Origin of the sequence: Roseovarius sp. THAF8, assembly GCF_009363735.1 — a bacterium.
GTDB lineage: Bacteria > Pseudomonadota > Alphaproteobacteria > Rhodobacterales > Rhodobacteraceae > Roseovarius.
In genome coordinates this window covers 435,207-452,524 of record NZ_CP045410.1, presented here as the reverse complement: position 1 = coordinate 452,524, position 17,318 = coordinate 435,207, and the positions used below count along the sequence as shown (strand labels likewise).

Here is a 17,318-nt window from a genome sequence, read left to right as displayed (position 1 = left end):
ATAAATTAACGCCGCATTATGCACAGTATGAAGGATTTTACTCGAATTCTCCTTGAAGCAGAGGTAGATGATGTCTCAATCTTGACTCAAATTAGACGGCATTGCGGCGCATCTCGGGGGAGGTCCGTCCGCTCCTTCAGGAGGCCACTGCCATGGCGACGATTCCCGGCACTCCCGGCAACGATACGTTGCAGGGCACCAACGATCCTGACACGATCACCGGCGCGGGCGGCAACGACCGCATTTCCGGCGAAGGCGGCAGCGATTGCATCGACGGCGGATCCGGCGATGACGTGCTCTTCGGCGATGCCGGCGAAGGCACCGCGCTCGGCTCCGATGCCTCGCCGCTGGTGCTCGATATCGACAACCTCGTCTCCGACAGTTCGTCGGGCAACAACTGTGCCCAGGTCGGCGATGTCGCGGTCTACAGCAACGTGGCCACCCTCGAGGACGGCACCCCCATTTCTGCCCGCCTGATCCTGACCGCCAAGTCCGACAAGGACCTTGCCGTGGACCTGTCCGGCGGCGCGGGGTTCGAGATCCTTCTGAACGGCGACTTCGACGCGCATGACGTGGGCGAAACCGCCTCGTTCCGGCTGGAGTTCTTCGACCCGGCCACCGGCCAGAACGTCGCGCTGAACTCCGTCGCCACCTGGAACGACATCGACCGCAACAGCCCCGGCGACCAGGAATCCGTGACCATCGACGCCGGCAGCTTCACCGATTTCTCGACCTCGGGCGACACGTCCTTGAACGTCACCACCTCGGGTGGCGTGGTCAATGCCGCGGGGACGGAAACCAACGACCCGTCCGATCAGGACGCGTGGTTCTCGGCCTCGTTCGAGAACCGCGAATTCATCGAGTTTACCCTGGAAACCCGCACCGGCCAGTCCGGCTTTTCCCTGTCGGGCGATCTTATCGACGACCCGGTCGTCACGCCCTTCGTCGAAGGCAACGACACCATCTTCGGCGGCACCGGCAATGACCAGATCTTCGGGCAGGGCGGCAATGACAGCCTGTCCGGCGGCGACGGCGACGACACGATCGAGGGCGGCTCGGGCAACGACACGATCGACGGCGGCGCCGGCAATGACCGGATCGACGCGGGCGACGGGTGCGACAACGTCGAGGGCGGCGCGGGCAACGATACGATCTTCGGCGGCGGCGACAATGACAACCTGAACGGCGGAGCCGACCGCGACACCTTCATCATCAACCAGCTGGGTACGTCGGGCGTCAACAACACCACCGTGAACGGCGGCTCGACCGGCGACGACTACGACACGCTCGACATCACGCCGCTTCTGGATGACGGCTGGACCGTGACGAATTTCGTCAAGAATCCCGAAACGAATGGCAATCCGGGCTTCAACGGCCAGATCCAGCTTCAGCGCGGCCAAGAGACGGCCAATATCAACTATACGGATATCGAAGAGCTGATCGTCTGCTTCACGCCGGGCGCACAGATCGCCACCCCGCAGGGCACCCGCGCGGTCGAGACGCTGCGCCCCGGCGACCGCGTCTTCACCCGCGACAACGGCATCCGCGAGATCCGCTGGGTGGGCCGTCGCGACCTTGGCGCGGCAGACCTGGCCGCGATGCCCAAGTTCCAGCCCATCCTGATCCGCAAGGGCGCGCTCGGGGCCGACATGCCCGACCGCGACATGCTTGTCAGCCCGAACCACCGGATGCTTCTGGCCAACGAACTGGCCGAGGTCATGTTCGGCGAGCGCGAGGTTCTGATCGCCGCCAAGCACCTGACCGGGCTCGACGGTGTTGACCGCGCGGTCACCGACAGGGTCAGCTACATTCACCTGATGTTCGACCATCACGAGGTGATCCTGGCCGACGCGGCCTGGTCCGAAAGCTTCCAGCCCGGCGACTACTCGATGCGCGGCGTGGGGCAGGAAAGCCGCGACGAAATCCTCACGCTCTTTCCCGAGCTTGCCACGCAGGCGGGGTTGGCGGGCTACCACTCCGCCCGCCTGTCGCTCAAGGCGCACGAGGCGAAGCTGCTGGTGGACCAGGCACTGCGCTAGCACCTGCACGCATCGCGCATCTGCGCGCGACCTCAACACTTGGCGCGTCCCGAGCGCCTTGCGTGCCTCGTGCGCTTTGCGTGCCTCGTGGGCTTTGCGCCCTGCAAGCGCCTTGCGTGTTTAACGCCCCTTGCGCGTCGCGCGCGATTGGCATGTTGCACGCGCCTTGCGCATCCCGCGCGCGTTGGGTGCACAGCGTGCCTTGCACGGGGCGCGTATTGCGCGCGCGTTGCATGTCGCGTGTTGTATCCGCCTCGCGCCTCGTGTGTTGCATCGGCCTTGTGCGTTGCGTTTTGCGTCCCGTTCGCCTCGTGAGTTGCTCGCGCCTTGCTTGTTGCGGCCGCCCCGTGTGTCGCACAGGTCTTGCGCGTTGCACAGGTCTTGCCCCTCGCACCCGACTTGCGCCAAAGGCCCGGGTCCGAGCGCTTGCGTCCCGCACCCCGCCTGCACGCGTTGCGCGCGGATATCTGACCCAAACGCGCCGGGTCACGGGCTGGCCGCGTCAATCCCTTGCCGCCCGCCAGTTCGCCCATGCTTCGGGCGTATCCAGATCCATCGTCGCCCGCGTCCCGCCAAGGGGGCAGGGCCGTATCTCTTCCCGCGCGATCACCTCCCGCGCGCCGGTATCGCCGGTGAGCGTGACCAGCGCCGGCAACAGCCGGGCGGGCAGGAGGGTCGGGTGCCCGGACTGCCCGTCCTCGTCCGTGGCGCGGATCACGTCGCGCGGATGGTGCGCGTGGACCGCCGCAACCGCCCGCATGTCCCCGGACGTCAGATCCGGCATGTCGGGCAGGACGATCATCAGCCCGGCCAGGTCCCGTTCCATCGCCCAATGCGCTGCCACGCGCAGCGACGCACTGATCCCGGCCGCCGCATCGGCGACGGGCCGCGTCTCAAGCCCCGTGCCTGCCGCCCCAAGGCTGGCGGCGCGCGCACCGGACCCTGCGGGCAACGTAACAAGGACACGTAAACCGAGGTTTAACGCCCGCCGCGTTTGCCGCAGCAACAGGGGAACGCCGTCCACCTCTTCCAACAGCTTGTCGCGCCCGCGCATCCGCGACGACGCCCCCGCGGCGGGCAGCACGATCCCCAATGTCACGTCTTCCGGGCCTTTCGCTGATGATCCCGGGACTATCCTCGCATCCGGCTCATGTCAGGGTCAAACAGATGCTCTGTCAGCAGTCTCGCCGCGCACATCTCGCCCAGGATCTCGATCTCGGCCTGCAAGCCCGGCTGGGCGTGTTCGGCCGGTATCAGCGCCAGCGCGACGGATTTCCCGGCGTGGTGCGAATAGCCTCCCGAGGTGCAGAAGCCCTGCACGGTCCCGTCGATCCAGACGGGTTCATACCCGTTCACATCCGCATCCGTGGCCTCCACCTCGAACGCCACCAGCGCACGCTTGGCGCCTTCGGCCCGCTCTGTCTCGGCCGCCGCGCGCCCGATGAAATCAGTGTTTTTCCTGAAACTGATGAAGCGATCCATCCCGGTCTCGCCCGGCGTGTAATCGGGCGAAAACTCCGACAGCCACGAGCCGAAGAAGCGGTCCAGCCGCAGCGACATCATCGCCCGCATCCCGAAAGGTTTCAGGCCGAAGCCCTCGCCCTTGCGCCACAATTCGTCCCACAGCGCCCGCTGCGCCATCGGATCGCAATAGATCTCGAACCCGAGGTCGCCGGTATAGCTCACGCGCTGCACGAGGCAATCGATCATTCCCACGGTGATCTGCCGCAGATCCATGAACGCCATGTCCGAGATATCCGCCCGCGTGCAGGCCGCCAGCAGGTCGCGCGACTTCGGCCCCGCGATCTGAAACCCGTTCAGCCGGTCCGAGATATTCTCGACCGTCACGCCCTCCGCGGCGTTCTGCTGGAACCAGCGCATGTGATAGGCCTGCGCCCCGTAAGACGCGGTAAGCTGGAACGCCTCGTCCGACAGGCAGGACACCGTGAAATCACCAATGAGCCGCCCCGCATACGACAGCATCGGCGTCAGGCTGATGCGCCCCGGTTTGGGGATGCGCCCGGCCATGATCCGGTCCAGCCAGTCGCGCGCGCCGGGGCCGGTCACCAGGTACTTTCCGAAATTGTGAACCTCATTGATTCCAACACCTTCGCGCACGGCCTTCACCTCGCGCGCGGTGGCCTCCCACGCGTTCGAGCGGCGGAAACTCGGCGTCTCGAAGCGCGGCTCGTCGCCTGTCGCGAAATAATTCACCACCTCCAGCCCGAACTGGTGCCCCCAGACCGCGCCCATGCCGTCGAAAATGTCGTACATCGGCGTCGTGCGGAAAGGGCGCGCGGCGGGCAGTTCCTCGTTCGGGTAACTGACGGAAAACCGCTTCTGGTAGTTCTCGATCACCTTGGGCAGGGTATAGCCCGGCGTGATCCAATCGCCGTAACGCGCCACGTCCATGGCCGAGACATCCCGCTCGCATTCTCCCTCGACCATCCACTGCGCCAGCATCAGGCCCACGCCGCCGCCCTGGCTGAACCCGGCCATCACACCACAGGCCGACCAGTAGTTCCGCAGACCCGGCACCGGCCCGACCAGCGGGTTGCCGTCCGGCGCAAAGGTGAACGGGCCATGGATGACCGATTTCACCCCGGCGCGTTCCAGCGCGGGAAAGCGTTTGTAAGCGAAATCAATGGATTGCTCGATCTTGTCAAAGTCGTCCGGCAGCAACTCATGGCCAAACTCCCACGGCGTGCCATCCACGGCCCAGGCGCGACAGGGCTGCTCGTAGAAACCGATGCACAGGCCACGCCCCTCCTGCCGCAGATAGCTTTCGCCGGCGGGATCCATCACATGCGGATGCTCTCCGCCCGCGTCGATGATGGCCGCAATCTCCGGCACCTCCTCGGTCACCAGGTACTGGTGCTCCATCGGGTAGATCGGCACGTGGGCGCCCGCCATCGCGCCCACCTCTCGCGCCCAGAGACCGCCCGCGTTGACCACATGCTCGGCCAAAATGGTGCCCTTGTCGGTCACGACCTCCCACGAGCCGTCCGGTTTCGGGTTTGTTTCCAGTACCTTGCAATGCGTCTCGATGGTGGCGCCGCCCATGCGCGCGGCCTTGGCATAGGCATGGGTGGTGCCCGACGGATCCAGATGCCCGTCCAACGGGTCGTAAAGCGCCCCGATGATGCCGTCCGTGTTGGTCACCGGCGCGATCCTGCGCACCTCCTCGGGGCCGACGATCTCGGTCTCAAGCCCCATGTAGCGGTGCTTGGCCCGCTCGGCGAGCAGCATGTCGAAGCGGTCCTTGTTGTCCGCGAGCGTCACGCCGCCCACGTGGTGCAGCCCGCAGGACATGCCGGTGATCTCTTCCAACTCCTTGTAAAGCTTGATCGTATAGCCCTGAAGCGCGGCCATGTTGGTGTCGCCGTTCAGCGTGTGAAACCCCCCGGCGGCGTGCCAGGTCGATCCCGAGGTCAGGTCCGAGCGTTCGATCAGCATCACATCCGACCAGCCCAGTTTCGTCAGGTGGTACAGCACGCTGCAGCCGACAACGCCGCCGCCGATCACGGCCACTCGGGTGGTGGTTTGCATGGGGGATTCCTTTCCGTCCACTGTTGCGACCAGACTGTATGACTGCGGTCGGACGGCATGTCCATTTGCGACGGGTTTTGTCGTAAAAGCTTGGACGTGGCGTCGGTGTATGACTGCGCGCGGAGTCAAGGCGCGGCTTTGCCGCGCCGCCGCGCGATCGTCCGCTGACCGAAAGGCGATTGCACGCAATCGCCGAAAGGGGGCCGCCCCCCGGGCTGGCGATTGGCAGAAGTACGTGCTTCGATTGCAGGTTATCCGGATTTGGCTTCCATAAAGCGCACTGAATTCCGGACTGATCGCCACCCCGCGGTCTATCGATCGCGCGACCATAGCCGCCAATCCCCGACATTAGTCCCCTGACGCAAACCGAAATCCCCTGTCGGAAACGACAGGGCAAAATGCCTCCACACGACCGATGATGTCGGGAACCGACACACGCGCGCGGCCCCGCTGGGGCAGTGTACCGCCAAACAGCGAAATGGGAAGCAACATGAAAACTCACGCACAGGCCGTTGTCATCGGAGGGGGCGTTATCGGATGCTCGGTGCTCTATCACCTGACCAAGCTGGGATGGACCGATGTCGTCCTGCTCGAGCGTGACGAGCTGACTTCCGGTTCGACCTGGCACGCGGCGGCCAACATCCACGGCCTGCATGACAGCGCCAATATCAGCCGCCTGCAGCACTACACGATGAACCTCTACAACAGCCTGGAAGAGGAAACCGGCCAAAGCTGCGGCGTCTTCCAGCCCGGCTCGCTCTACCTCGCGCAGACCGAAAACCGCGAGCACCAGCTGAAACTTCAGGCCGCCAAGGCCGAACTCTACGGCATGAACTTCTACGAGATCACCCGCGAAGAGGCCGAGGAAAAGCACCCGCTGGTCAATTTCGAGGGCATCCGCTGCATCATGTGGGAACCCGATGGCGGCAACGTTGACCCCTCGGGCGTGACCAACGCCTATGCCGTGGGCGCCCGCCAGCGCGGCGCGGAGATCCACCGCTTCACCCCCGTCACCGCCACCGTGCCGCAACCGGACGGCAGCTGGATCGTCGAGACCCCCAAGGGCGAGATCCACACGCAATGGGTCATCAACTGCGCCGGTCTCTGGGGCCGCGAGGTGGCGAAAATGGCGGGCATCGAAGTGCCGCTGCAACCCACCGAACACCAGTATTTCGTGACTGAGACCATCGCCGAGATCGACGGCATGGACCGCCGCCTGCCATCCGTCGCAGACCGCGACGGCGAATACTACCTGCGGCAAGAGGGCAAGGGCCTGCTGATCGGTGCCTATGAACGTGACATGCGCTTCTGGGCCGAGGATGGCACGCCGCTCGACTTCGCCCATGACCTCTTCCCAGACGATCTGGAACGCATCATGGAAAACGTGATGCGCGCGATGGACCGCGTCCCGGTCGCCGCCGAGGCGGGCATCAAGCGGGTCATCAACGGCCCGATGATCTGGTCGCCCGACAGCAACGTGATCCTGGGCCCCGTGCCGGAGCTCAAGAACTACTTCATGGTCGGCGGCATCATCCCGGGCTTTTCGCAATCCGCCGGCATGGGCCTGATGGTCAGCCAGTGGATCGTCGAGGGCGAGATGAAATACGACATGTTCGCCTGGGACATCGCGCGCTTCGGCCTCTGGGCCAACGACCGCAAATTCGTCAAGGCGAAGGTCGAGGATGTCTATGCCCACCGCTTCGCCATTCATTACCCCAACGAGGAACGCGCGGCGGGCCGCCCCCTGCGCACGCGCCCCGTCTACGAAATGCAGAAGGAGATGGGCGCGGTCTTTGGCCTGAACTATGGCTGGGAACATCCGCAATGGTTCGCCGATGCACCCGGTACCAAGGACACCAACGGGTTCATCCGCCAGAACTGGTGGGCCCCGGTGGGCGAGGAATGCAGGATGCTGCGCGACCGCGCAGGCATCATCGATATCTCCAACTTCGCCAAGTACCACGTCAAGGGGCCGGGGGCCGAGGAGTGGCTGAATGCCGTCTTCGCCAACCGGATGCCCAAATCCGTCGGCCGCTCCTGCCTCACGCCGCTCATCGGCGTGCGCGGCGGCATCGCGGGCGACGCGACCGTCACGCGGGTGGCCGAGGATGAATTCTGGGTCGTCTCCTCGGGCATGGCCGAACGCTATCACAAGCGGTTCTTCGACATGGTGCCATTGCCCGAAGGCACCACCTTTGAGTCCAAGACCGAGGCCATGTGCGGCTTCAACGTCGCCGGACCGAAGTCGCGCGAGATGCTGCAGCGCCTGACCAACGAAAGCCTCGCCACCGAGGATTTCCCCTTCATGCGGTCCAAGATGATCGACATCGCGGGTGTGCACTGCCTCGCCCTGCGGGTCAGCTTCACCGGCGACCTGGGCTGGGAGCTGCACTGCAAGACCGAGGACCAGGAGAAACTCTACAAAGCGCTGCTCGAAGCAGGCAAAGAGTTCAACGCTGGTCCCGTGGGCGCCCGTGCGCTCATGTCCATGCGGGTCGAAAAGGGCTATGGCTCGTGGAGCCGGGAATACAGCCCCGAATACTTCCCGCACGAGGTTGGCTTCAAGCCGCTCTGCAAGATGGACAAGGACTTCCTCAACAAAGCGGCGGCAGAAGGGGCCATGGCCGAACCCACGCGCGAGGAACTGGTGCTGATCCATATCGACGAGGAGGACGTCACCGCCTCCAACGCCGACGCCACGGGCGGCGAGCCGATCCGCGACGCGAATGGCAAACCCGTGGGCCGCGTCACCTCGGGCACCTACGGCTACACCGTGGGCATGAGCCTGGCCCTGGGTTACGTCAAGTCCGGTACGGTCCAACCCGGCGACGACGTGCAGGTGATGGTGCTGGGCCGCCCGCACAAGGCCCGCATCCTGCACGAGCCGCCGTTCGATCCCAAGGGCGAAAAACTGCGCGCCTGAAATGCGGATTGCCTGCGCCGGTCGGGGGCTTCAAACTTGGCCTGGCGCAGGTGGATGACGCCCGTTGTCCCGCAGGCGAGGGAGCCGGCGCGGGCGTCTTGAGCGAGGGTTCAAAGGGTCTCCAGCAGGCGGTTCGTCCGGTTCTGACGGAGAACCTTCGGCATGGCGCATTGTCGGGATGCCGCACTCGTGCGACGCCCTCGGGGCGACGGGCGCGGGGCTTGATCGCTGACAGGCGTGGGTTTTCACCCTCCCTACGCCCGGCAAGTTCCGGCCCGAAGCCGCGTCGCAGCTTACCCGCGCCGCCGCCGGTTGCGCCGCGCCGGGCGGGGCGTGTCGCCGCTGTCGCCTTCCGTGCCGTCCACGTCGGACGAAAAAGCCCCCAGCGCCTCGGTGATCTGTTCCAGCGTCGGGCGCGCGCCACGCGGGCGCGTCTCCAGCGCCTCGCGCATCTTCGACAGGTGCTCGGGCATCGTGCCGCAGCAGCCGCCGATGATGGTCGCGCCCGCGTCGCGGGCCAGGACCGCGTATTCCGCCATCAGCTCCGGCGTGCCGTCATAATGAATATGCCCATCCACGTATTTCGGGATGCCCGCATTGCCCTTGGCCACGATCGGGCGCTCGGTGCCCTGGGCCACGAATCCCAGCACCGTGCGCATCAGGTCCGATGCGCCCACGCCGCAATTGGCCCCGAAGGCCAGCGGCTTGTGGTCCAGCTTTTCGACCATCGTCGCCATGTCGGCCGAGGTCAGGCCCATCATCGTGCGCCCCGCGGTGTCGAAGCTCATCGTGCCGCACCAGGGCATGTCGGCCAGCCGGAACGCTTCCGCCGCGGCCTTGTATTCTTCCGGGGCGCTGATGGTCTCCAGCCACAGCACGTCGGCGCCGCCTTCCTTCAGACCGTCGGCCTGTTCGTGAAAGATCTCCACCGCAAGCTCGTGGGTCAGCTTGCCCATCGGCGCCATGATCTCGCCGGTGGGGCCGACCGAGCCTGCCACGACCACCGGACGGTCGCGCCGGTCCGCCACGTCGCGGCCGATTTCGGCGGAGATGCGGCTCAACTCGCGGGCGCGTTTTTCGGCACCGTGCAGCTTCAGGCGGGCGGCGTTGCCGCCGAAGGAATTGGTCAAGAACAGATCACTGCCCGCGTCCACCGCCTCGGAGTAAAGCCGGGTGATCCGGTCCGGATGCTCGACATTCCACATCTCCGGCGCATCGCCCGAGCCGAGCCCCATGTTGAAAAGATTGGTGCCCGTTGCCCCGTCGGCAAGGATCCAGTCCCGCTCGGCGATCATCTTGCTCAATGCGTTGGTCATGCGCAGCCCTTTGTGGTCTCGCGCAGGAAATCTCATACATTCCTTGCCTGCGCAAACCCAAAATCTTCATCATCATCCTGAGCCGGGATACCATCGGCCCTGGACGCCTCGGCCTGGTCCGAGCGAGACGCGGGCCGCCGTATCGCCAGCCAGAGGTCCAGCAGGCCCAGCCACAGGCCCGCACGGCTGCGGGCAAGGGCGTAGCGTGGCACGCGGATCGCGCCGAAGCTGGTCTTGAACTGCGCCAGGCCGGACGAAGGCGCGAACCGCGCGGCCAGACGCGCCACGGGGCCGTTTTCCGGGGGCAGGGCCGCCAGCGACAGCTGTGCGACGCCGGCCTCGCGGGCGGCGGCGATACCGGCGGTGACCAGCGCGTGCATGGTGCCCTCGGGCGCATCGTCGTCCGTGCGCATCAGGTCCAGGCACCAGTCGCGCCGTCCGGTATGGAAGCTGGCAAAGCCGACGACGCGACCGTCCTGGCGCGCGATGAACACCGCCTGGTGGCTCAGGTAGACCGGGCAGAAGCGGCCCATCGTCATGCCGCGGGCCGTGCCTTGGCGCGCTTGCCATGCGGCATCCGTCTCGCGCATCGCGGCCAAGGGCAGGCGGGCGCCCCGCGCCACGCTCACCCCGGACTGGTCGGCCCGGCGCAGCTTGCGGCGCAGCTGTCGATAGGCGCGGCCCTCGGGGCGGAACCCGGCCGGGTGCAGCACCATGTCGTCGGCGACATGCAGCGCCCGCCATCCCAACCGCCGTGCCGTGGCGGCCAGCCTCGCATCGGCCTTGTAGACCAGAGGGACGAGCGATTCTTGTCCGGCATGGCGTCGCAAAAGCGTCAGCGCGTTGCGCGATCCGGCGGCCCCCGGGGCGGCAAGCGGACCGAACAGCAGGCACAGCGTCTGGCCCGGGCGGATCACCGGCAGCCGCACCGTGCCGAGCGCCACGATTTCCGCACCGCTCTGGCGGCACAGGCCAGCCTCGGCCATGCACGGCCCGCTCAGGTCGGCCTCGCTCAACGGGCGGCGTATCGTGCCGGGCCGGGCTCCGGCCCGCAGCGGTCGCATCAGCAGCGCCCCCGCCAGCACCGCCGGCAACGCGTAATAGACCAGCCGGAACGCCACGATGGCACAGAGCAGCTCGGTGTCCGGAACCTGTGGCAGAAGCGCCACCAGCACCAGTTCGAACGGTCCCAGCCCGCCGGGCGTGCCGCTCAGGAGCGCCGCACCGAGCGCGATCATGTAGATCGGCAGCAGCGCCGCGAACGAGACCGCCATGCCGTCCGGCATCAGGTACCACAGCGCCAGCGCCGCACCCAGCGTGTCGATCAGCGTCAACCCGGCGATTGCCCCCAGCGCACCCAGGCTGGGCATCCGCAGGGTCAGCGCCCTCAGCCGGATGCGCGGGTGAAGAAAGACCAGGAGCCCGCTGACACCGAACACCAAAATCAGAAGGGCGGGCAGGGCGGGTGGAAAGAGCCCCCGGGGCGCGAAAAGCGCGACCAGCCCCAGCGCAAAGCTGAGCCCGATCAGGAATGTCACCGCGACGCCGGTGGCCAGCTTCGTCGCCTGGACCAGGCTCAGCCCGGGCAACAGGCGCCAGCGCACCAGCGCGCCCGAAATCACGCCCAGGCCCACGGTCTGACCGATGGCGATCGCGGCGGCGCCGCTGATCCGTGCCTGTGCCGAGGGAAGATCCGTTCGCAGGTGCCGGTGCAATATCACGTCATACTGGCCCAGCGCGGCGAAACTTGCCGCGGTGGCCAGCAGGGCCCCGAGCCACTGCCAGGCCGACAGCTGCGCCATGACGGCCCCCAGGCCGGCGAAGGCGCCGTCCTCGATCTGGCCCGCGAGAATCCAGATGCAGATCGCACCCAGCCCGAACGGCGCGGCCACCCGCACCCAGCCTCCGGCGCCGGGCATCGCGATGTGCAGCCCCGGTGATGTCATGTTCAGATCCTTCCCTGGCCCATGTCGGCACAGGGTAAGACCACGGCGTTACCGTCGGTTTAACGTGTCAAATTGAATGCAAATCCCGCACCGCGCCGGGCCTCGCCGGACCTTTGCGGCCCGGCCGTCGCCCGCGTAGGGTGGGTGAAAACCCACGCGCCGTCAGGTTTCCTTCATCAGCTGTTCCTGCGCCACGCGCAGCAGCTCGTCCATCTTCGAGCGGATCCTGTCGGCATCGGCCATGTCGCCCAGGTCGCCCGCGACCTTGCGCACCACGTCTTCGTGGCCCGCTTCCTCGAAATCCGACAGCACGACCTCTTTCGCGTAGGCGTCGGCATCCGACCCGGTCTTGCCCAGGATTTCGGCCGCCCACAGGCCCAACAGCTTGTTGCGCCGCGCCTCGGCCTTGAATTTCATTTCCTCGTCGTGGGCATACTTGTTCTCAAACGCGTTTTCACGATCGTCGAAGGTGCTCATCAGGCTCTCCCCGGGCAGGTATTTCAGTCCTCCCAGATATGGCCGCACGGCCACAAAGACGCAAGGGCATAAGGCCGCCTTGCCCCATTTCGCCGCATAGACTATGAGAACGCCAGATGCCGCGAGTCCCTTGTCGCGGCCCCAGATGAAAGAGAGCCCATGGCGCGGCGCAAGAAAATCTACGAAGGCAAGGCGAAAACCCTGTTCGAAGGCCCCGAACCGGGCACGATCGTGCAGTATTTCAAGGATGACGCCACCGCCTTCAACGCGGAAAAACGCGATGTGATCGAAGGCAAGGGCGTGCTCAACAACATGCTCTCGGAATACTTCATGACCGGCCTGACCAATGTCGGTATTCCCAACCACTTCCTCAAGCGGATCAACATGCGCGAGCAGCTGGTGCGCGCCTGCGAGATCATCCCGCTCGAGGTGATCGTGCGCAACTATGCCGCCGGCTCGATGGCCAAGCGGCTGGGCATGGACGAGGGCACGCAACTGCCGCGCCCGATCGTGGAATATTGCCTCAAGGACGACGCCCTGGGCGATCCGCTGGTTACCGAGGAGCATATCGCCGCCTTCGGCTGGGCCACCCAGCAGGACATGGACGATATCCTGTCGCTCGCCCTGCGCGTGAACGATTTCCTCGCCGGGGTGATGTACGGCGTCGGCATCAAGCTGGTGGATTTCAAGATCGAGATCGGCCGTGTCTATGACGGCGATTTCATGCGCCTGATCGTGGCCGACGAGATTTCGCCCGACAGCTGCCGCCTGTGGGATATCGAGACCGGCCAGAAGCTCGACAAGGACGTCTTCCGCCGCGACCTCGGCAGCCTCACCGACGCCTATACCGAGGTGGCCAAGCGCCTGGGCGTCATGCCCAAGACCAACCCGCCCGTGACCAAACCGACGCTGATCAACTGAAGGACCCCGACCACATGAAAGCCCGCGTACACGTCATGCTGAAAAACGGAGTTCTCGACCCGCAGGGCGAGGCCGTGCGCCATGCGCTCGGGTCGCTGGGCTTCGACGGGGTCGAGGGCGTGCGCCAGGGCAAGATCATCGAACTGGACCTGACCGAGACCGATCCCGGCAAGGCGAAAGAGACCGTCACGGCGATGTGCGAAAAACTGCTGGCGAACACGGTGATCGAATCCTATTCGGTGGAGATCGCCTGATGCACGCCGCCGTCATCGTCTTTCCCGGCTCCAACTGCGACCGTGACATGAAGGTCGCGTTCGAGAACGCGGGCGCCAAGGTGTCGATGGTCTGGCACAAGGACACCGAGATGCCCGGCGGTGTCGACGTGATCGGCGTGCCGGGCGGCTTTTCCTTCGGTGACTACCTGCGCTGCGGCGCGATTGCGGCCAACTCGCCGATCTGCCAGTCGGTGAAGGCGCACGCGGACAAGGGCGGCTACGTGCTGGGCATCTGCAACGGCTTCCAGGTGTTGACCGAAACCGGGCTGCTGCCGGGGGTCCTTCTGCGCAATTCGGGCCTGAAGTATGTCTGCAAAGCCCTTGATCTGAAAGTGGAAACTTCGAATTCCGCTTACACCTCGGGCTATAATGCGGGCACCACGATCACCATTCCCATCGCGCATCACGACGGCAATTACTACACCGATGACGACACGCTCGCGCGGCTCAACGACGAGGATCGCGTCGCCTTCCGGTACGTCGAAAACCCCAACGGCTCGCAGCAGGACATTGCCGGCATCCTGTCGGAAAACCGCCGCGTGCTCGGGATGATGCCGCATCCCGAGCGGATGGCCGAGAAAACCCACGGCAACACCGAGGGCGCAACGCTCTTTTCCAGCCTTGTCGGCAGCCTCGAAACCGCCTGAGCGCCGCGCCGGCGGCAACCTGCCAAAGGCGCCGTCGACCGCCCTTGTTCCGCCCTTGGCGACAGCGTAATCTGAGGCATGGCCACGGGCTTCTTTTCAAGCGAGGACAGGAACGGGCGCACGCTGGGCTGGCGGGCGCGTCTGGCGCTGTTGACGCTGGTGGCGCTCGCCATCGGGGTCGTCGCCGTCACCAACAGCCTGCTGACCGACCGCTTTACCGAGAACACCCGCAACCGGGCCGAGCTGCGCTTGGCGCTCTACTCCGGCAACCTTCTGTCCGAGTTGCGCCAGAATGCCATCGTGCCGCAGCTTCTGGCCCGCGACCCCGCGCTCATCAGCGCGCTTGACGCGGGCAATTTCACGCAATCGTCCCAACGCCTCATCACCTTCAACGAAGAGATCGAGGCCGCCTCGCTGACGCTTCTGGATGCCGACGGGCGCGTCGTGGCCGCCACCGACCGCGCCCGCATCGGGCAATCTGCGCGCGACGCGCCTTACTTCGTCGATACCCTGCGCAGCCGCGACAACATCTTCACCATCGTGCAGGACGAAACCGGCGCCTTCCGCTTTTTCTACTCGCGCCGCGTAGACAGCAACCAGACGCTCGCCGGCATGATCGTGGTCGAGATCAACCTGCAGAAGTTCGAACGCGCCTGGGCCGGCATTTCCGACGCCGTGCTGGTCACCGACTCGCAGGGCCGCATCATCCTGGCGACCGAGCCGCGCTGGCGCGGCCTGACCGAACAGGCGGCGCTGACGCGCGAGCCGCCCAGTTCCGCGATCTTTCGCGCCATCCAGGCCACCACCGACTGGTCCAGCCTGCCGCCCGACGCCTATGTCGAGGGCGAGGCGGTGATGCGGGTCGAGGGCAGGGTGGCCTTCCGGGGCTGGCGCATCGCCTCGTTCACCACCTATGCCTCGGTCCGGGACAAGGTGAACGGCGTCCTGGCGCTCGAAATCATGGTCTTCGCCATCCTTCTGGCGCTCGCCTTCTACTTTCTCAACCGCAAGACGGCGGCGCGCGCCTCGCTCTTCCAGCGCGAGTCGGCGGAGCTTCGCGCATTGAACGCACGGCTGCAGCGGGAAATCGCCGAGCGCCAACGGGTGCAGGAGAACCTCGCCGTGGCCGAACAGACCCTCCAGCAAAGCTCGAAACTGGCCGTGCTGGGCGAGATGTCGGCGGCGGTTTCCCACGAGCTGAACCAGCCCTTGGCGGCGATGAAGACCTACCTCGCCGGCGCCCGCCTTCTGCTGTCGCGCAACCGCCCCGACGAGGCCGTCAGCTCGTTCCAGCGCATCGACGACCTGATCGAGCGGATGGGCGCGATCACCAAGCAGCTCAAATCCTACGCCCGGCGCGACGCGAACCAGTTTCAGCCAGTAAACATGGGCGATGCGATCTATTCCGCGCTGGCCCTGATGGAGCCGCAACTGCGTGAACGCAAGGTCGACATCACCCGCACCCTGCCCGAAGACCCGGTCTGGGTCATGGGCGACCGGGTGCGCATCGAGCAGGTCATCATCAACCTGCTGCGCAACGCGATGGACGCCACCCAGAACGCTTCCGAACCGCGCATCGACGTGCTGCTGGCCGCGGGCGAGACCGCCGTGCTCACCGTGCGCGACAACGGCTCGGGCATCGCCGATATCGAGAACCTGTTCGAGCCGTTCTACACCACCAAGGAGCCCGGTGACGGTGTCGGCTTGGGGCTTGCCATTTCCTCGGGCATCGTCAACGACCTTGGCGGCCGGCTCACGGCACGCAATGCCACGATCGGTGGGGCTGTATTCGAAATGCAGCTGCCCATATTAAGTGAAGACTCTCAGCCCGATGAGACCAGAGCAGCGGAGTAGAAGGATATGCCGACCGCCATGAAGATCGCCATCATCGACGACGAAAAGGACATGCGCCAATCGATCAGCCAATGGCTGGCGCTTTCGGGGTACGACACCGAGGCATTCCCCTCCGCCGAGGAGGCGCTCAAGGTTCTTGGGCCCGATTACCCCGGCATCGTCGTCACCGACATCAAGATGCCCGGCATGGACGGGATGCAGTTCCTTAAAAAGCTGATGGGCACCGACAGCTCGCTACCCGTCATCATGATCACCGGCCACGGCGACGTGCCCATGGCGGTCGAAGCGATGCGGGTGGGGGCCTACGATTTCCTGGAAAAGCCGTTCAACCCCGACCGGATGAACGAGCTGGCCAAGCGCGCCACCAATGCCCGCCGCATGGTGCTGGACAGCCGCGCGCTGCGCCGCGAGCTGTCCGATGGCGGCCAGCTGATGAAGAAACTGATCGGCGCCTCGCCGGTGATGGAACGCCTCAAGGAGGACATCCTGGATCTGGGCCAGGCCGACGGCCATGTCCTGATCGAGGGCGAGACCGGCACCGGCAAGACCCTCGTGGCCCACGCCCTGCACGCCGTCGGCGCGCGCGCGGGCAAGAAATTCGTCCTGATCTCCTGCTCGGCGCTGGAGGAAGACGCCCTGATGAAGCGCCTCTTCGGCCCGATGCAGCCCGAGGACACCCGCCTGCCTGCGGTGGAAGAGGCCCGCGGCGGCACGCTGGTGCTGGAGGATATCGAGAAACTCAGCGAGGCCGCGCAGGCCAAGCTGCTGACCTTCGTCAACGAGGAAGGCACGCCGCCCGAAACCCGCGTGGTTGCCATCTCCAACATGCAGGAACAGGACCGCACCTGCGAGGACGCGCTGCGCTCGGATCTCTTCTACCGCCTCGGCGCGCTGCGCATCACCGTGCCGCCCCTGCGGCAGCGCGGCGAGGATATCCTGACCCTCTTCACCCGTTTCTCCGACGCCTTCGCCGACGATTACGGTTGCGAGGCGCCGCAGGTCTCCGCCCAGGAGGCCGCGCAACTCTTGCAGGCACCGTGGCCTGGCAACGTGCGCCAGTTGATCAACATCGCCGAACGCGCCGTGCTGCAATCGCGCCGGGGCTCGGGCACCATCGCCTCGCTCCTGATGTCCGACCACCAGGACATGCAGCCGGTGATGACCACCGAAGGCAAGCCGCTCAAGGAATATGTCGAGGCGTTCGAGCGGATGCTCATCGACAACACCATGCGCCGCCACAAGGGCTCCATCGCGTCCGTCATGGACGAGCTTTGCCTGCCGCGCCGCACCCTGAACGAGAAGATGGCGAAATACGGCCTGCAACGGTCGGACTACCTCTAGTTCGGCCGGAACCCGGCCCGTGGCCATGCG

12 protein-coding genes are annotated in these 17,318 nt (G+C 65.7%); 7 read left to right on the top strand and 5 right to left on the bottom strand.

Annotated features, from left to right (window positions below):
* The first annotated feature begins 152 nt into the window (after positions 1–152).
* Positions 153–2,039, top strand: a complete 1,887-nt coding sequence (locus FIU85_RS02215) for a Hint domain-containing protein (protein WP_152495689.1) — start codon at positions 153–155, stop codon at positions 2,037–2,039.
* A gap of 502 nt (positions 2,040–2,541) precedes the next feature.
* On the opposite strand, the gene FIU85_RS02210 is transcribed toward FIU85_RS02215, so the two are convergent.
* Entirely contained in the window at positions 2,542–3,138 is a 597-nt protein-coding gene (locus tag FIU85_RS02210) for an NTP transferase domain-containing protein (protein WP_152495688.1), read from the bottom strand.
* Positions 3,139–3,170: 32 nt separating this feature from the next.
* Positions 3,171–5,588, bottom strand: coding sequence for an FAD-dependent oxidoreductase (locus FIU85_RS02205; protein WP_152495687.1), 2,418 nt, complete (start codon positions 5,586–5,588; stop codon positions 3,171–3,173).
* Positions 5,589–6,078: 490 nt separating this feature from the next.
* Between FIU85_RS02205 and FIU85_RS02200 the strand changes: the two genes are divergently transcribed.
* On the top strand, positions 6,079–8,511 hold the full coding sequence (locus FIU85_RS02200) for an FAD-dependent oxidoreductase (protein ID WP_152495686.1): 2,433 nt from the start codon (positions 6,079–6,081) through the stop codon (positions 8,509–8,511).
* Between the two features lie 293 nt (positions 8,512–8,804).
* Here the strand turns inward: FIU85_RS02200 and bmt are convergent, their stop codons facing one another.
* From bmt to FIU85_RS02185, 3 genes are all read right to left on the bottom strand, one after another.
* On the bottom strand, positions 8,805–9,827 hold the full coding sequence (bmt, locus tag FIU85_RS02195) for a betaine--homocysteine S-methyltransferase (RefSeq protein WP_152495685.1): 1,023 nt from the start codon (positions 9,825–9,827) through the stop codon (positions 8,805–8,807).
* Between the two features lie 32 nt (positions 9,828–9,859).
* Complete coding sequence (locus FIU85_RS02190) at positions 9,860–11,773, bottom strand: phosphatidylglycerol lysyltransferase domain-containing protein (protein ID WP_152495684.1); 1,914 nt, start codon at positions 11,771–11,773, stop codon at positions 9,860–9,862.
* Positions 11,774–11,935: 162 nt separating this feature from the next.
* Positions 11,936–12,250: a DUF1476 domain-containing protein gene (locus tag FIU85_RS02185; RefSeq protein WP_152495683.1), complete on the bottom strand. Its 315-nt coding sequence runs from the start codon at positions 12,248–12,250 to the stop codon at positions 11,936–11,938.
* A gap of 159 nt (positions 12,251–12,409) precedes the next feature.
* Here FIU85_RS02185 and purC point away from each other — a divergent pair, with 159 nt between their 5' ends.
* The 5 genes from purC to FIU85_RS02160 all read left to right on the top strand — a co-directional run bounded on the left by purC (position 12,410) and on the right by FIU85_RS02160 (position 17,288).
* Positions 12,410–13,171, top strand: coding sequence for a phosphoribosylaminoimidazolesuccinocarboxamide synthase (purC, locus tag FIU85_RS02180; protein ID WP_152492292.1), 762 nt, complete (start codon positions 12,410–12,412; stop codon positions 13,169–13,171).
* Between the two features lie 14 nt (positions 13,172–13,185).
* Complete coding sequence (gene purS, locus FIU85_RS02175; RefSeq protein WP_103761394.1) at positions 13,186–13,425, top strand: phosphoribosylformylglycinamidine synthase subunit PurS; 240 nt, start codon at positions 13,186–13,188, stop codon at positions 13,423–13,425.
* Complete coding sequence (purQ, locus tag FIU85_RS02170) at positions 13,425–14,093, top strand: phosphoribosylformylglycinamidine synthase subunit PurQ (RefSeq protein WP_152495682.1); 669 nt, start codon at positions 13,425–13,427, stop codon at positions 14,091–14,093. The genes purS and purQ overlap by 1 nt, the downstream gene beginning before the upstream one ends.
* Positions 14,094–14,171: 78 nt before the next feature.
* Complete coding sequence (locus FIU85_RS02165) at positions 14,172–15,947, top strand: ATP-binding protein (RefSeq protein ID WP_152492295.1); 1,776 nt, start codon at positions 14,172–14,174, stop codon at positions 15,945–15,947.
* 6 nt (positions 15,948–15,953) lie between these two features.
* Complete coding sequence (locus tag FIU85_RS02160; RefSeq protein WP_152492296.1) at positions 15,954–17,288, top strand: sigma-54 dependent transcriptional regulator; 1,335 nt, start codon at positions 15,954–15,956, stop codon at positions 17,286–17,288.
* Positions 17,289–17,318 lie beyond the last annotated feature (30 nt).

What these genes read in the sequence shown, in the direction of transcription:
- bmt (WP_152495685.1), bottom strand. Translation starts at nt 9,827, where the DNA reads ATGACCAACGCATTGAGCAAGATGATCGCCGAGCGGGACTGGATCCTT.
- FIU85_RS02160 (WP_152492296.1), top strand. Translation starts at nt 15,954, where the DNA reads ATGCCGACCGCCATGAAGATCGCCATCATCGACGACGAAAAGGACATG.
- FIU85_RS02205 (WP_152495687.1), bottom strand. Translation starts at nt 5,588, where the DNA reads ATGCAAACCACCACCCGAGTGGCCGTGATCGGCGGCGGCGTTGTCGGC.
- purS (WP_103761394.1), top strand. Translation starts at nt 13,186, where the DNA reads ATGAAAGCCCGCGTACACGTCATGCTGAAAAACGGAGTTCTCGACCCG.
- purQ (WP_152495682.1), top strand. Translation starts at nt 13,425, where the DNA reads ATGCACGCCGCCGTCATCGTCTTTCCCGGCTCCAACTGCGACCGTGAC.
- FIU85_RS02185 (WP_152495683.1), bottom strand. Translation starts at nt 12,250, where the DNA reads ATGAGCACCTTCGACGATCGTGAAAACGCGTTTGAGAACAAGTATGCC.
- FIU85_RS02215 (WP_152495689.1), top strand. Translation starts at nt 153, where the DNA reads ATGGCGACGATTCCCGGCACTCCCGGCAACGATACGTTGCAGGGCACC.
- purC (WP_152492292.1), top strand. Translation starts at nt 12,410, where the DNA reads ATGGCGCGGCGCAAGAAAATCTACGAAGGCAAGGCGAAAACCCTGTTC.
- FIU85_RS02190 (WP_152495684.1), bottom strand. Translation starts at nt 11,773, where the DNA reads ATGACATCACCGGGGCTGCACATCGCGATGCCCGGCGCCGGAGGCTGG.
- FIU85_RS02200 (WP_152495686.1), top strand. Translation starts at nt 6,079, where the DNA reads ATGAAAACTCACGCACAGGCCGTTGTCATCGGAGGGGGCGTTATCGGA.
- FIU85_RS02165 (WP_152492295.1), top strand. Translation starts at nt 14,172, where the DNA reads ATGGCCACGGGCTTCTTTTCAAGCGAGGACAGGAACGGGCGCACGCTG.